Origin of the sequence: Streptomyces tauricus, from assembly GCF_014650955.1 — a bacterium.
GTDB classification, from domain to species: domain Bacteria; phylum Actinomycetota; class Actinomycetes; order Streptomycetales; family Streptomycetaceae; genus Streptomyces; species Streptomyces tauricus.
In genome coordinates, this window is record NZ_BMVY01000021.1 from 1 (window position 1) to 15,529 (window position 15,529).

A 15,529-nucleotide genomic window follows, 5' to 3' on the forward strand; every position below is an offset into this window, starting at 1 on the left:
CCCCGCCGCGCGGTCGGCCGGGGCCGGCGGCGCGGCGCCCGGAGCACGCGGCCGCGGCCGCGGCCCTGCTGGAGCGCCCCTGCGTACTCCTCGGCTTCGACGGCCCCCTCGTCCGCCTCTACACGAGTGACACCGAGAAGCAGGCCACCCGGGAACTCGCCGCGCTCCTCGCCGAGCTGCGGGACCCCGAGGCCGCGCTGAGGGGCGAGCCGCTCTCCCCTCAGGGCGGACCCACGCAGCCGCTGGAGGGGCGCTCGAACCCCCTCGACCTGCTGCGCGCCTTCGCGGGCCATCCGCTGGGCGCGGATCTGCGCCGACGGCTCAACCGGATCGAGGAGCGGGCCGTGTCGACCGCGGCGCCCACCCCGTTCTCGGACGCCCTGATCACCACGCTCAGCTCGCTCGGGCGGCGCACCGCCGTCGTCGCGGACAACGCGCCCAGCGCCGTCTGGAGGTACCTGCACTCCCACGGCAGGCTGACCGGCCTGGTGACCGGCGGGGTGCACGGCCGCGCGGACGACCTGACCCTGCTGATGCCGAACCCCGACTGCCTCCTGCGCGCCCTGGACCACCTCGGCGTGCCGCCGAAGGACGCCGTACTGGTCGGCTCGTCGGTCGCCGAACTGACCGCGGCGCGCGCCGCCAGCGTGCGCTTCCTCGGCTACACCCGCTCCGAGGGGCACAAGCGGCGCCTGGTCGGCGCGGGCTGCGAGGTGACCACGGCCTCCTGGGCCCCCCTCCTCCGGTCCCTCCCCAACACCTGAGCCCCCCTCGGCAGCCGGGGTGCCCGCCCGTCAACTGCCGGCCCGTCCGCCGTCCGCTGCCCGCTGCCCTCCGCCCTCCGCCCGCGAAGACCACCCGTCCAGCGGCACCCCGCCCGGCCCACCCCGAAAGGCGACGCCCCGTCAGTTCCCGCACTATGCGTAGGAGGACCGCCGCCCGGTGGAGTCCCACGGTCTGTGCTCTCGGGAGGACCCGCCATGACCGCCAGCCTGGAGCAGTTGCGCCGCTGCCATTTCGCCGTCGACCTCGGCGCGGCGAGAACGCGCGTCTTCGTGAAGGGGGCCGGGCTGATCGTCGACCAGCCCAGCGTCGCCGCGGTGAACACGAAGACCGGCGCCCTGATCGCGGTCGGCGAGTTCGCCGAGAAGATGACGGGCCGCACCCCCCACTACATCCGTGTCGTACGCCCCGTCTCGGGCGGCACGGTCGTCGACATCGAGATGGCCCAGCGCATGCTGCGCCAGCTCCTCGGCGACAAGGTCCGCCGCACCCTGCGCCGCAAGCCCCGGCTGCGGGCCGCCGCCTGCACCCCGCACGACTCCGACCCGCTCGCCCAGCGCGCGACGGTCGAGACGCTCGTCGGTCTCGGCGCCCGCCGCGTCGAACTGGTCGACACGCTCATCGCCGCCGGTGTCGGCTGCGGACTGCCCGTGGAACGCCCCGAGGCCACCATGATCATGGTGTGCGGGGCCGCCGCCACGCAGGTCGCCGTGCTGTCGCTCGGCTCGATCGTCACCGCCGAACGCATCCCCGTGGGCGGCGAGGCCATCGACCACGCGATCGTCCAGCACCTGCGCCACCACCACGAGTTGATGCTCCCCTCGCAGTCCGTACGCCCTCTGCAGCTGGCCCTCTCGGGAAACGGGCTCACCTCGCAGGGCCCCACGTCCACCGAGATCCACGGCCGGGACGTGGCCACCGGCCTCGCCCGTTCCGTACAGGTCGACACCGCCGCCGTGCGCGACGCCATCCAGACCCCGCTGACCGCCGTGCTCGACGGCATCGGCAAGGTGCTGCGCGTCTGCCCGCCGGACCTGGTGGCCGACCTCGTGGACCGCGGGATCATGATGGTCGGCGGCAGCGCGCTGCTGCCGGGCCTCGACCAGATGCTGCGCCAGGCCACGGGGATGCCGGTGCACATCGCCGAACGGCCCGACGTGTGCGCGGTCCTCGGCCTGGGCGCGATGCTGGAGGGCCGTATCGAGCCCCTGGTCCTCGACTCGACGGCCGGCTGAACGCCCGCCCGACCCCGCAGGCACAGCACCCCGAGCCCCCGCCACCGCCACCACACCCATGACGGAACCCACGCCACCCCCGGACCCCGCGGACCCGCCGGACCCCGCGAACCCGTCGGACCCGCCGGACCCACTGGGACGGACGGACCCCACCGACTCCGCCGCCCCGGACCACCCGCGGCCCTCCCCGGACCTCCCCCGCCTCCCCCTCCCCCGTCTCCTCGAAGCCGTACTCGGTGTCGGCAGCGATCTCGAAGTGCGCGCCACGCTCCAGCGCATCGTGGAGAACGCGGCGGCGCTGACCGGCGCCCGGTACGCGGCCCTGAGCGTGCTCGCCCCCGGCGGCAGCGGCCTGGCGGAGTTCTGCACGGCCGGGCTTGCGGCGGCCGAGCGCGCGCGTATCGAGCGGCCGCCCAGCGGACGCCGGGGCCTGCTCGGCGCGCTCGTCCACGAGTCCGCGCCGCTCAGGCTCACCGACCTGACCGCCGACCCGCGCTCGTGCGGCTTCCCGCCCGGACACCCGCGGATGCGCAGCTTCCTCGGCGTACCCCTGTTCGTGGAGGACGAGGTGTACGGCAACCTCTACCTCACCGAGAAGCGCGGCGGCCCCTTCACCGACGAGGACGAGCAGATGGCGCGGCTGCTGGCCGCCCAGGCGGGCATCGCGATCGGCAACGCCCGTCTGTACGAGACGGCCCGTCAGCGGGAGCGGTGGATCGAGGGCGCGGCGGCGGTGACGACGGCGCTGCTCACCGGTGAGGCGGCGGCCGACGCGCTGATGACGGTCGCCGAGCGCGCCCGCGTCCTCGCCGACGCGTCGGCCGGGGTGATCCTCCAGCCCACGGACGAGGGCGGCATGGAGATCGTCACGGCGTCGGCGCCGGCCGGCCGGGGCGGTCTGATCGGCACGACGATCGCGCCGGGCAGCGCGGTCCTGGAGCAACTTCTCGGGGGCGAGCCGGTGTTCCTGGACGACTCGGCGACCGACGCGCGGATGACGACCCCCGTACGGCACCGGTTCGGGCCGAGCATGATGCTGCCGCTCCAGGCCGGGGGCCGGCTCATCGGCACCCTCGCCCTGCCGCGCCGGCGCGGCGATCCCCCGTACAGCCCGGCCGAGAAGCTGCTGGCCACGCAGTTCGCCTCGCAGGCCGCGCTGGCGCTGGTGCTGGCGGACGCGCGGCAGCGCCGGGAGCGGCTGGCGGTCTTCGAGGACCGCGACCGGATCGCCCGTGACCTGCACGACCTGGTCGTCCAGCGGCTCTTCGCCACCGGCATGATGCTGGAGTCCACGCAGCGCCGCACGGCCGCGGAGGAGCGGGAGGCGGAGGTCCACGCGACGATCGGGCGGGCCCTCGACGAACTCAGGTCCACCGTCCAGGAGGTCCGTACGACGATCTTCGCCCTGCAGCAGCCGCCCGCGGACGCCCCGACCAGTTTCCGGGGCAAGGTGCTCCGTGAGACGGCGGGCGCGGCGGCGGCTCTCGGCGTCCAGCCGTCGGTCCAGTTCACGGGGCCGGTCGACACGCGGGTCCCGGACGCGGTGGCGGGGCAGCTCCTCACGGCCCTGCGTGCCGCCCTCGCCACGGCGTCGCACCGGGCCGGCACGACCCGTATCGGGGTCACGGTCGACGCGACGGTGAGCCTGCCGGACGGCCGCCCGGGAGTACGCCTGACGGTCTCCGACAACGGCACCCCGGCCCCCGCCACGGCCGCCCCCGGCCAGGAGGGCACCACGACGACGTGGCAGGCCCCCCTCTGACCGCCCCCGGCCCGAAGCCCTGACGCGATCGGCCCCGATCCCCGACGCGATCCCCGACCGAGCGAGACCACGCCCCGCGGGAAGGCGACCACGCGAAGGGGCGCAGGGAACGGCGCGGGCAACGACGAGGTACCCGCACCCGTCTCTTCGGGCCAGCCCTCACCCGGAAGGGCCGACGCGGGGCCCGGGACAGGGGTCAGGGACGCTGTTCGATCAAGGTCGGGCGGGCGGTTCCGCAGCGTCCGAGCGGTGCGGCGGCGTGGGTCGTCCGCCGGGCGAACCGACCCGCGGGGCCCTGTCTCACAGAAGCCGCGAGGAGGGTCGCAAGGACCCCTCAACTCGCCTGATCCTCCAGCGACGTTGCTGGTCAGATCGTTTCTCCACGCGTAGCGCTGGTGGGGCGGGTGGGACTCGAACCCACGGCCGGCGGATTATGAGTCCGCTGCTCTAACCGGCTGAGCTACCGCCCCATTACGGCGCGTCGCGCACATGTGTGCGCGCCGTCTGCCGCAGCATAGCCGCTCATACGATCTCCTGCTTCGGATGGTCGACTTCGCCTGCCCTCTAGGACCTCACCTGGGGCGCAGCGGTTCCCACGGCCATGAAAAAGGACCCCGATGGGGTCCATGGGGTCCTCGTTCACACTGCTCTCCCGACTGGACTCGAACCAGTAACCTGCCGGTTAACAGCCGGCTGCTCTGCCAATTGAGCTACGGAAGACCGAAGCTCCCCCGACTGGACTCGAACCAGTAACCTGCCGGTTAACAGCCGGCTGCTCTGCCAATTGAGCTACAGGGGATTGCCTCGTTTGCATCGAACGTAGCTCCCTGGGTATTCGCCAGAGGGCGTGCGCTCGCTGCGACACATACATTAGCGCAAGCAGGGGGGTGCTTCGCCAATCGGTAACCCGCCTGCGACCGACGCCGCCGCAAAGGACCGATCCACAAGAGGAAGGGTGGCCCCATGCGCTACCGGCTCACGTTCGTCGTCGGACTCGCTCTGGGATACGTGCTCGGCACACGCGCCGGGCGCGAGCGCTACGAGCAACTGAGGAAGACCGCCCGGCAGGTCTCGCAGAACCCGGCGGTGCGCAACACCGCCGAATCGGCGGCCCAGCAGGGCCGGGTGATCGCCGGGAAGGCGTTCCACGTGGTGAGCGAGAAGGTCGGCGACCGGGTCCCCGACTCGGTCTCCGAGCGGGTGCGCTCCCTGCGCGAACGCAACGCGAACGGCACCCGTACCGAGGACGACTGGGGCACGAGCAACACCTAGCCGCCCTCTCCGGCACGGGATCAGTCCCCCCGCCCGAGGGGCGCGGGGCTGTGACATCGCGGCTCCGCCGCGGGGCGCGACCAGCCACAACGGCGCCGCGGACGAAGCGGAACGGGCACCCCGACGACGCCCACGGCCCGAGCCGGCGCGGCGATACGGCAGAATTTCCGCCATGGGGATAGTCGCCGGGCTGGACAGTTCGCCCGATTTCACACGCATCGTCGTCTGCGACGCGGACAGCGGAGCCGTACTCCGGCAGGGGTATGCCCCGCATCCGTTGGACGGCTCGGCGGAGGGCTCCCGGCCCTCGGACGTCGACCCGCAGGCCTGGCTGCTCTCCCTGGGCGAGGCCGCGGGCGGCGGCCTCCTGGAGGGCGTCCAGGCCATCGGTGTGTCCGCGCAGCAGAACGGCCTCGTCCCCGTCGACAGCCAGGGCAACACCATCCGCCCCGCGATGGTCGGCGGGGACAAGCGTGCCCAGGTCGCCGCCGCCGACCTCGTCGACGCGCTCGGCGGGCGGGAGGCCTGGGCGCAGGCCGTGGGCTCCGTGCCGCAGGCGGCGCAGCCGGTGACGAAGCTGCGCTGGCTGGCGCGGACCGAGCCCGAGGCGGCGGCGCGCACCGCGATGCTGCTCCAGGCGCACGACTGGCTGGTGTGGCAGCTGCTCGGCAGGCCCGCCCGCCGCACCACCGACCGGGGCGGCGCCTCCAGCACCGGTTACTGGTCGGCGGCGACCGGCGCGTACCGGCCTGATCTGGTGGAGCTGGCGCTCGGCCACCAGGCGCTGCTCCCCGATGTGCTCGGACCGTGGGAGGCCGCGGGCACGACGCCCGAGGGGCTGCTGATCTCGGCGGGCACGGGCGAGACGATGGCGGCGGCCTTCGGTCTGGGCATCGGTCTCGGGGACGCGGTGGTGTCGCTCGGCGCCTCCGGTTCCGTGATGGCCGTCCACCACGAGGCACTGGTCGACTCCTCCGGCATGATCACCTCACTGGCGGACGCGACCGGTATGCATCTGCCGGTCGTCACCACGCTCAACGCGGTACGGGCCCTGCGCGGGGCCGCCGAGATGCTGGGCGTACCCGATCTGGAGGCCCTCTCCGACCTGGCGATGAAGTCGACCCCGGGCTCCCACGGGCTGGTCATGCTGCCGTATCTGGAGGGTGAGCGGACGCCCAATCTGCCGCACACGGCGGGCACGCTGGCCGGGCTGCGGCGCGAGTCGATGAAGCCCGAGCATCTGGCGCGGGCGGCCTTCGAGGGCATGCTGTGCGGGCTCGCCGACGCCCTGGACGTGCTGCGCAAGCGGGGCGTGGAGGTCCGGCGGATCTTCCTGCTGGGCCAGGCCGCGGAGCTGGGCGCGGTGCAGGCGTGCGCGCCCGCGCTGCTCGGTACGCAGATCGTGGTGCCGCAGCCCGCGGACTACGCGGCGATCGGCGCGGCCCGGCAGGCCGCGTGGGCGCTCGGTGTCCAGCAGGGCACCATCCAGCCGGGTCTGCCGCCCGTCTGGCAGGGCGCCGCCGCGCAGGTCCTGGAGCCGGGCGAGGAGCTGGCGGTGGGGCAGGCGGTGCGTCAGCAGTACGTGTCGGTACGCAACCAGACCCACCCGGGCGCCTTCCGGTCCTGAAGTGACCTGAAATGATCCGGGAGGGACACGGGGGTCCTGACGGGATCCGGGGGGCGGCCTACGACTTCGGACCGAAAGCTGGTCCGCTCTTGGACCTCTCTTGGGTTAATCAGTTGAGGTAACACCGGGGGAGTGTTCGACGATGGGGGCCAAGGGCAACCAACCGCCCCGCCGCCGACCCCGAGAGACCCAGCGTGCTCATAAGACTTCTGCGTACCTATCTCACGCCCTACAAGAAACCCATCGGCCTGCTCGTCCTGCTCCAGTTCCTGCAGACCTGCGCCACGCTCTTCCTGCCGACCCTGAACGCCGACATCATCGACAACGGTGTCGTGAAGGGCGACACGGGATACATCCTGAACTTCGGCGCCCTGATGATCGGCATCTCGCTGGCGCAGGTCGTCTGCAACATCGGCGCCGTCTACTACGGCGCCCGTACGGCCTCGGCGGTCGGCCGGGACCTGCGGGCCGCCGTCTTCGACCGGGTGCAGTCGTTCTCCGCGCGTGAGCTGGGCCAGTTCGGGGCGCCCTCCCTGATCACCCGTACGACGAACGACGTCCAGCAGGTGCAGATGCTGGCCCTGATGACGTTCACGCTGCTGGTGTCCGCGCCGATCATGTGCGTGGGCGGCATCGTGCTGGCGCTCGGCCTGGACGTACCCCTGTCCGGGGTGCTGCTCGCCGTCGTGCCGGTGCTCGGGATCTCGGTCAGCCTCATCGTGCGGCGGCTGCGGCCCCTGTTCCGGACGATGCAGGTGCGCCTGGACACGGTGAACCGGGTGCTGCGCGAGCAGATCACCGGCAACCGCGTCATCCGTGCCTTCGTGCGCGACGCGTACGAGGAGGAGCGTTTCCGGAAGGCCAACACCGACCTCACCGAGGTGTCGCTGGGGACCGGGCGGATGCTGGCGCTGATGTTCCCCATCGTCATGACGGTGGTGAACGTCTCATCGATCGCCGTGGTGTGGTTCGGTGCCCACCGCATCGACAGCGGCGGGATGCAGATCGGCGCGCTGACCGCGTTCCTCGCCTATCTGATGCAGATCGTCATGTCCGTGATGATGGCCACCTTCATGTTCATGATGGTGCCGCGCGCGGAGGTGTGCGCCGAGCGCATCCAGGAGGTCCTGGAGACCTCCAGCAGTGTGGTCCCGCCGAAGGCTCCCGTCCTGGAGCTGCGGCGGCACGGTCATCTGGAGCTGCGCGGGGCGGGCTTCCGCTACCCGGGCGCCGAGGAGCCGGTCCTGAAGGCCGTCGACCTGGTGGCACTGCCCGGCGAGACGACCGCCGTCATCGGCTCGACCGGCAGCGGCAAGTCGACCCTCCTCGGTCTTGTCCCCCGGCTGTTCGACGCCACGGACGGGCAGGTGCTGGTCGACGGCGTCGACGTCCGGACGGTCGAGCCGCGGCTGCTGGCGCGCACGGTGAGCCTCGTACCGCAGAAGCCGTATCTGTTCGCGGGGACGGTGGCCACCAACCTGCGGTACGGGAATCCGGACGCCACGGACGAGGAACTGTGGCACGCGCTGGAGGTGGCGCAGGCCAAGGGCTTCGTGGAGGGGCTTGAGAACGGGCTGGACTCGCCGATCGCGCAGGGCGGCACGAACGTGTCCGGCGGTCAGCGGCAGCGGCTCGCCATCGCCCGGACCCTCGTACAGCGTCCCGAGATCTATCTCTTCGACGACTCGTTCTCCGCGCTCGACTACGCGACGGACGCGGCGCTGCGTGCGGCGCTCGCGCGGGAGACCGCCGAGGCGACCGTCGTGATCGTCGCCCAGCGGGTGTCGACCATCCGCGACGCCGACCGGATCGTGGTCCTCGACGAGGGCCGGGTCGTCGGGACAGGACGCCATCACGAGCTGATGGCGGACAACGAGACCTATCGGGAGATCGTGCTCTCGCAGCTGACGGAAGCGGAGGCAGCCTGATGGCCGGGCCCATGGGGCGCATGATGGCCGGGTCGGGACCCGACCATCACTCGATGGATTTCAAGGGGTCGGGCAAACGGCTGCTGGCGCAGTTCAAGCCGCAGCGCGCCACGCTGTACGTGATGCTCGCCGCCGTGGTCTGCAGTGTGGGCCTGTCGGTACTGGGGCCGAAGATCCTGGGGCGGGCCACCGACCTGGTCTTCGCCGGGGTCGTGGGGCGGGAGCTGCCGGCCGGGCAGTCGAAGGCCGAGGTGCTCGCGGCGATGCGGGAGCGCGGCGACGGCGGTATGGCCGACATGCTCTCGGGCACGGACTTCACCCCGGGCCAGGGCATCGACTTCGACGCGGTCGGCGAGGTGCTGGGGATCGCGCTGGTGGCGTTCCTGCTGGCCGGTCTGCTGATGGCGACGGCGACCCGGCTGGTGAACCGGGCCGTCAACCTGACCATGTACAAGATGCGCGAGGACGTGCAGACCAAGCTGTCGCGGCTGCCGCTGTCGTACTTCGACAAGCGGCAGCGCGGTGAGGTCCTCAGCCGCGCCACGAACGACATCGACAACATCGGGCAGACCCTCCAGCAGTCGATGGGCCAGCTCGTGAACTCGCTGCTGACCATCGTCGGCGTGCTGATCATGATGTTCTACGTGTCGTGGCTGCTGGCGCTCGTCGCGCTCATCACCGTGCCGCTGTCGTTCGTCGTCGCGACCCGGGTCGGCAAGCGGTCGCAGCCGCACTTCGTGCAGCAGTGGCGGACCACCGGCAAGCTCAACGCGCACATCGAGGAGATGTACACCGGGCACAACCTGGTGAAGGTCTTCGGACGGCAGGACGAGTCGGCGGCGCAGTTCGCCGAGGAGAACGACAAGCTGTACGAGGCCGGGTTCCGGGCGCAGTTCAACAGCGGGGTCATGCAGCCGCTGATGATGTTCGTGTCGAACCTGAACTACGTGCTGGTGGCGGTGGTCGGCGGTCTGCGGGTGGCCTCCGGCTCCCTCTCGATCGGTGACGTCCAGGCCTTCATCCAGTACTCCCGGCAGTTCTCCATGCCGCTCACCCAGGTCGCCTCCATGGCGAACCTCGTGCAGTCCGGGGTCGCCTCGGCGGAACGGATCTTCGAGCTGCTGGACGCGGAGGAGCAGGAGGCCGACCCGGTGACGGGGGCGCGACCGAAGGAGCTGCGGGGCCGGGTCGCCCTTGAGGGCGTCTCCTTCCGGTACGACCCGGAGAAGCCGCTCATCGAGGACCTGTCGCTGTCGGTGGAGCCGGGCCACACGGTCGCCATCGTCGGCCCGACGGGCGCCGGCAAGACGACCCTGGTGAACCTGCTGATGCGGTTCTACGAGACCACGGGCGGCCGGATCACCCTCGACGGGGTCGACGTCGCCACGATGTCCCGCGACGAACTGCGCTCCTCCATCGGCATGGTGCTGCAGGACACCTGGCTGTTCGGGGGCACGATCGCCGACAACATCGCGTACGGGGCCTCATCCGAGGTCACTCGCGGGGAGGTCGAGGAGGCGGCTCGGGCGGCCCACGCGGACCGGTTCGTGCGGACGCTGCCCGACGGGTACGACACCGTCATCGACGACGAGGGGGCGGGGGTCAGCGCCGGTGAGAAGCAGCTGATCACGATCGCTCGGGCGTTCCTGTCCGATCCGGTGATCCTCGTTCTCGACGAGGCGACGAGTTCTGTGGACACCCGGACGGAGGTGCTCATCCAGAAGGCGATGGCGAAGCTCGCGCACGGGCGGACGTCGTTCGTCATCGCTCATCGTCTGTCGACGATTCGCGATGCCGACACGATTCTCGTCATGGAGGACGGGGCGATCGTGGAGCAGGGCGCGCACGCGGAGCTGCTGGCGGCGGGGGGTGCGTACGCGCGCCTGTACAAGGCCCAGTTCGCCCAGGCAGCGGTAGAGGTCGACTGACCTTTCGTCTCGCCCCCGCCGCCCCTACCCGACCCGTCACTGACTCGGGGGCGCTGCCCCCGAACCCCCGCTCCTCAAACGCCGGAGGGGCTGAGGTGTCGCCGGACGGGCGTATGTCTTTCAGCCCGTCCGGCGTTTGAGGACAACGGGGGCGAGGGGGCGGAGCCCCCATGCAGTGACGGGAAGGGTAGGGGCGGCGGGGGCGCGGAAAAGTCCTAGTCCAAGTAGCCGCGGAGTTGGTCCGCGAACGCGTGGTCTCGGAGTTTGTTGAGGGTCTTGGACTCGATCTGGCGGATGCGTTCGCGGGTGACGCCGAAGATCCGCCCGATCTCCTCCAGGGTGCGGGGCCGGCCGTCCGCAAGCCCGTAGCGGAGCTGGACCACCTTCCGTTCCCGCTCCCCCAGCGTCGACAGCACCGCCTCCAAGTGCTCCCGCAGCAACAGGAACGCCGCCGACTCCACAGGACTCGCCGCATCCCCGTCCTCGATCAGGTCACCGAGCGCGACATCGTCCTCCTCCCCCACCGGCGCGTGGAGCGACACGGGCTCCTGGGCGAGCCGCAGCACCTCACTGACCCGCTCACTGGGCAGGTCGAGGTGCGCCGCGACCTCCTCGGGCGTCGGCTCGTACCCCCGCTCCTGGAGCATGCGGCGCTGCACCCGGACGACCCGGTTGATGAGTTCGACCACGTGGACGGGGACCCGGATGGTGCGGGCCTGGTCCGCGAGGGCCCGGGACATGGCCTGGCGGATCCACCAGGTCGCGTACGTCGAGAACTTGTACCCCCGGGCGTAGTCGAACTTCTCGACCGCCCTGATCAGCCCCAGGTTGCCTTCCTGGACGAGGTCGAGCATGGTCAGCCCGCGCCCCACGTACCGCTTGGCGACGGAGACGACGAGCCGCAGGTTGGCCTCGATGAGGCGCCGTTTGGCCATCCGGCCCATGACGACCAGTTTGTCGAGGTCGAGGGCGAGTTGGCTGTCGAGGTCGGAGGCCAGCCGGAGTTTCTCCTCGGCGAAGAGCCCCGCTTCGACCCGGCGGGCGAGTTCGACCTCCTCCACCGCGGTGAGCAGCGGGATCCGGCCGATCTCCCGCAGGTACTGGCGGAACAGGTCGGAGGAGGGCCCGCCGGTGTCGGCGCGTCCGCGCGGCACCTCCACCGGCTCCGGCGTCTCGGTCTCGCTCTCCACGAGGACCGCGGCGGGCGGCTCCGGCGTACTCTCCGGCTCCGGTGCGCCCTCGGGGTGGCTCTCGGGGTGGTGGGCGGCACGGTTCTGCGGTGGTACGGCCGCGAGGACATCGGCGTCCGTGTCCTTGTGCGCGGGGTGCGCGGGGTGCGTGCTGTTGTCGGTCAGGGTCTGGGTCTGCACGGGGGCGACCTCCAGGAATGTCGCTGCTGAGGCGTGCGGCAGCGGTACGTCGGGGATGGGGTCGACGGCCTCGCCGCTGTCCATCCCGAAGTCATTGAGCGGAACCGCGGGGACTTCGGACCCGTCGCGTTCGGGTCGGCCGCGCTCCGAGGACTCAGGCACCGGAACCCAGTGTGGAGTACGACACATCCTCGCCACGAGGGGCGTGCGGTGACTTTTTGAGTCCTGTCCGTGACTGCGTGGTTACCCTCGCGGAAAGTGCGTGTGCTCGCCGTGCCCTGATCTGGCATGTTCCCCGGGCGGCCGGTCCGCGCCGATGCGGAACCGGTCCGTCGGCCCGCTCAGAGCGCGGCCGGGCCCTTTTCGCGCAGGGCCTGGTCGTACTGCTGGAGCACCCACAGCTCGTTCTGCACGGCGGCCAGCTGGGCCGGGTCCCCCTGCGCGCTGGCGCGCGCGAGTGCGCCCTGGACGTCACGGACCCGGCGCTCGACGGCGCGCCTGCGGACGGTCACCAACTGCTCGCCGGCGTAGGCCTCGTCGACGGTCTTGCGCATGATGGCCTCGACGGCCAGCTCCGTGACCATGGCGCGAACCACGTCGTCCCGGGCGGCCTCGCGGACCTGTACGAGGTATTCCTGCGGGTCCTGGACGCCGTACTCCGCGCCGCCCGCCTCCATGATCGTCTCGCGGACGGCCGCGTACGGCGGGGCGGTGAACTCGTCCACGCCGTACGCGTCGAAGGCCGGGGAGACCAGGTCGGGGCGCTGCAGGGCCAGCTTGAGCAGTTCGCGCTCGGTGGCGAACACCGGGTTGCGCAGGGTCAGGGCCGGGCCGGAGGGGGGTCTGGGACCGCTGGTCTCGTACTGCTGCTGCGGGGGGCGGCCGTTGGCCGTCGGCGCGGGGCCCTTGCCGCCGCGGTCGCGGGCCCAGCGGGCCATCTGGGCGACCCGCTTGACGACGAACTGCGTGTCGAGGATGCCGAGCATGCCGGCGAGCTGGACGGCGACCTCGTGCTGGGCGCCGCTGTTCTTGATGCGGGCCACGACGGGCGCGGACTCGTCGAGCGCGGCGGCGCGGCCCGCGGGGGTCTCCAGGTCGTAGCGGGCGATGATCTGGCGCAGGGCGAACTCGAAGAGCGGGGTGCGCGGTTCGACGAGGTCGGCGACGGCCGCGTCGCCCTTGGCGAGGCGCAGGTCGCAGGGGTCCATGCCGTCGGGGGCGATCGCGATGTAGGTCTCGGCGGCGAACTTCTGGTCGTCCTCGAAGGCGCGCAGGGCGGCCTTCTGGCCGGCCGCGTCCCCGTCGAAGGTGAAGATCACCCGGGCCGAGCCGTTGTCCATCAGGAGCCGTCGGAGGATCTTGATGTGGTCGTTGCCGAAGGCGGTGCCGCAGGTCGCGATGGCGGTGGTGATGCCGGCGAGGTGGCAGGCCATCACGTCGGTGTAGCCCTCGACGACGACGGCCCGGCTGCTCTTGGCGATGTCCTTCTTGGCGAGGTCGATGCCGTAGAGGACCTGGGACTTGCGGTAGATCGGCGTGTCGGGCGTGTTCAGGTACTTCGGCCCGTTGTCCGACTCGTAGAGCTTTCGGGCGCCGAAGCCGACGACGTCGCCGCCGATGTCGCGGATCGGCCACATCAGCCGGCCGCGGAAGCGGTCGATGGGGCCGCGGCGGCCCTCCTGGGCGAGGCCGGAGAGCAGCAGTTCCTTGTCGGTGAAGCCCTTGCCGCGCAAATAGCGGACGAGGTGGTCCCAGCCCTGGGGGCTGTAGCCGACACCGAAGTGCGTGGCGGCAGCCTGGTCGAAGCCGCGCTCCGCGAGGAACGTACGGCCGGCGTCGGCCTCGGAGCCGGTGTCGAGCTGTTCGACGTAGAACTTGGCGGCGGCCTGGTGGGCCTCGACCAGGCGGATCCGCTCGCCGCGCTGGTGGGAGGGGTTGTACCCGCCCTCTTCGTAACGAAGGGTGATGCCCGCCTGGCCGGCGAGGCGCTCGACCGCCTCCGAGAAGGTGAGGTGGTCGACCTTCATCACGAACGTGATGGTGTCGCCGCCCTCCTGGCAGCCGAAGCAGTGGAAGAGCCCCTTGCTCGGGCTGACCTGGAAGGAGGGCGACTTCTCGTCGTGGAACGGGCACAGTCCCTTGAGGTTTCCGCCGCCCGCGTTGCGTAGTTGGAGGTACTCGGACACCACGGCGTCGATCGGGACCCCGTCCCGAACCGCCTTCACGTCCTCGTCGTTGATCCTGCCGGCCACGCGCCGAGTCTACGGGGACGGTGTGACAGCGGAGTCCCCCCGAGTCCCTCCGTCGGTCATGGGACCAGGCTGTCCAGCGGAACGTGCGGGTCCGCGAGCGCCTCGGTGTCCACCTGCACCCCCGTGCGAATCAGCTGCTGGATCGGTTCTGTGACGTCCCACACATTGACGTTCATCCCGGCGAGCACGCGCCCCTCCTTCACCCAGAAGGCGATGAACTCGCGCTTGCCCGCGTCTCCCCGGATCACCACTTGGTCGTACGTCCCCGGGGGCGCCCAGCCCGAGTACTCAAGCCCTACGTCGTACTGGTCGGAGAAGAAATAGGGCACCCTGTCGTACGTCGTTGCGCGGCCCAGCATCGCTCGGGCGGCGGCCGGGCCGCCGTTCAGCGCGTTCGCCCAGTGCTCGACGCGCAGCTGCTTGCCGAACAGCGGGTGGGGGAAGGCGGCCACGTCACCGGCGGCGTAGATGTCGGGGTCGGAGGTGCGCAGCCGCTCGTCGACCGCGATGCCGCCGCCGTGCGCCCGGTCGGCGAGCTCCAGGCCCGCCGCCTCGGCGAGGCCGGTGCGCGGGGCCGCGCCGATCGCGGCCAGGACGTCGTGCGCGGGGTGTTCCTCGCCGTCGTCGGTACGGGCGGCCAGGACCATGCCGTCGTGGCCGGTGATCTCGGTGAGGCGGGCGCCGAAGTGGAAGCGGACGCCGTGCTCGCGGTGCAGGTCGGCGAAGATCTCGCCCAGCTCGGGTCCGAGGACGCCGTGCAGCGCGGTCTGCTCGGGCTCGACGACGGTGACCTCGGCCCCGTACTCCCGGGCCGCCGCGGCGATCTCCAGGCCGATCCATCCCGCGCCCGCGATGACCAGGTGGCCGTTGTCGCGGCCGAGGGCGGCCAGTACGTTCTTCAGGCGCTCGGAGTGGGCGAGGCGCCGCAGGTGGTGGACTCCGACGAGGTCCGTGCCCGGGATGTCGAGGCGGCGCGGTTCGGCGCCGGTCACGAGCAGCAGCTTGTCGTAGTGGACGAGTGTGCCGTCGTCACCGAAGCGGACGGTCTTCGCGGTCCGGTCGATCGCGTCGACGGTCTGGCCGAGGTGCAGCTCGACGTCGTTCTGCGCGTACCAGGCGGGCTCGTGGACGAAGACGCTGTCGCGCTCCTCCTTGCCGAGCAGGTATCCCTTGGACAGCGGCGGCCGTTCGTACGGGTGGTCCCGTTCGTCACAGATCAGTATCACCCGGCCGTTGAAGCCCTCCGCCCGGAGCGTTTCGGCCGCCTTGGCGCCGGCCAGGCCTCCTCCGACGATGACGAATGTCTGATCTGCGTCGACCACTTGATGCCTCCTCGTTACGGTGTCGCCACCTGCGAGCGTCCCGCACGCAG

Annotated in this window: 10 protein-coding genes and 3 tRNA genes; 7 read left to right on the top strand and 6 right to left on the bottom strand. The window is 71.5% G+C overall.

Annotated elements, in window-relative coordinates; translation table 11 throughout:
• The 3 genes from IE278_RS26820 to IE278_RS26830 form a co-directional block, all read left to right on the top strand.
• Positions 1 to 764 (top strand): HAD family hydrolase (locus IE278_RS26820; protein WP_189775844.1); only part of this gene is annotated, 764 nt, incomplete at its 5' end.
• A 216-nt stretch (positions 765 to 980) separates the two neighbouring features.
• Entirely contained in the window at positions 981 to 2,018 is a 1,038-nt protein-coding gene (locus IE278_RS26825; RefSeq protein WP_189775845.1) for a rod shape-determining protein, read from the top strand.
• Positions 2,019 to 2,076: 58 nt separating this feature from the next.
• Positions 2,077 to 3,780: a GAF domain-containing protein gene (locus IE278_RS26830; protein ID WP_189775846.1), complete on the top strand. Its 1,704-nt coding sequence runs from the start codon at positions 2,077 to 2,079 to the stop codon at positions 3,778 to 3,780.
• A gap of 393 nt (positions 3,781 to 4,173) precedes the next feature.
• Here the strand turns inward: IE278_RS26830 and IE278_RS26835 are convergent.
• The 3 genes from IE278_RS26835 to IE278_RS26845 form a co-directional block, all read right to left on the bottom strand.
• Positions 4,174 to 4,250: transfer RNA gene (locus IE278_RS26835), tRNA-Ile, on the bottom strand.
• A gap of 177 nt (positions 4,251 to 4,427) precedes the next feature.
• Positions 4,428 to 4,500: transfer RNA gene (locus IE278_RS26840), tRNA-Asn, on the bottom strand.
• A gap of 6 nt (positions 4,501 to 4,506) precedes the next feature.
• Positions 4,507 to 4,579, bottom strand: a tRNA-Asn gene (locus IE278_RS26845).
• Positions 4,580 to 4,743: 164 nt separating this feature from the next.
• Between IE278_RS26845 and IE278_RS26850 the strand changes: the two genes are divergently transcribed.
• The 4 genes from IE278_RS26850 to IE278_RS26865 all read left to right on the top strand — a co-directional run bounded on the left by IE278_RS26850 (position 4,744) and on the right by IE278_RS26865 (position 10,535).
• The gene (locus IE278_RS26850; RefSeq protein ID WP_189775847.1) at positions 4,744 to 5,052 is read left to right on the top strand and encodes a YtxH domain-containing protein; all 309 of its coding nucleotides are present in this window, start codon (positions 4,744 to 4,746) and stop codon (positions 5,050 to 5,052) included.
• Between the two features lie 172 nt (positions 5,053 to 5,224).
• Complete coding sequence (locus tag IE278_RS26855) at positions 5,225 to 6,679, top strand: FGGY family carbohydrate kinase (protein WP_189775848.1); 1,455 nt, start codon at positions 5,225 to 5,227, stop codon at positions 6,677 to 6,679.
• Between the two features lie 194 nt (positions 6,680 to 6,873).
• Positions 6,874 to 8,607 (top strand): ABC transporter ATP-binding protein, encoded by a 1,734-nt coding sequence (locus IE278_RS26860; protein ID WP_189775849.1) that lies wholly within the window; start codon positions 6,874 to 6,876, stop codon positions 8,605 to 8,607.
• Complete coding sequence (locus tag IE278_RS26865; protein WP_189775850.1) at positions 8,607 to 10,535, top strand: ABC transporter ATP-binding protein; 1,929 nt, start codon at positions 8,607 to 8,609, stop codon at positions 10,533 to 10,535. Before IE278_RS26860 ends, IE278_RS26865 begins: the two co-directional genes overlap by 1 nt.
• Before the next feature lie 215 nt (positions 10,536 to 10,750).
• Here the strand turns inward: IE278_RS26865 and IE278_RS26870 are convergent, their stop codons facing one another.
• From IE278_RS26870 to IE278_RS26880, 3 genes are all read right to left on the bottom strand, one after another.
• Positions 10,751 to 12,067, bottom strand: a complete 1,317-nt coding sequence (locus IE278_RS26870) for an RNA polymerase sigma factor (RefSeq protein WP_189775851.1) — start codon at positions 12,065 to 12,067, stop codon at positions 10,751 to 10,753.
• A 179-nt stretch (positions 12,068 to 12,246) separates the two neighbouring features.
• Entirely contained in the window at positions 12,247 to 14,157 is a 1,911-nt protein-coding gene (gene dnaG, locus IE278_RS26875) for a DNA primase (protein ID WP_189775852.1), read from the bottom strand.
• Positions 14,158 to 14,213: 56 nt separating this feature from the next.
• On the bottom strand, positions 14,214 to 15,479 hold the full coding sequence (locus IE278_RS26880) for an NAD(P)/FAD-dependent oxidoreductase (RefSeq protein ID WP_189775853.1): 1,266 nt from the start codon (positions 15,477 to 15,479) through the stop codon (positions 14,214 to 14,216).
• Positions 15,480 to 15,529 lie beyond the last annotated feature (50 nt).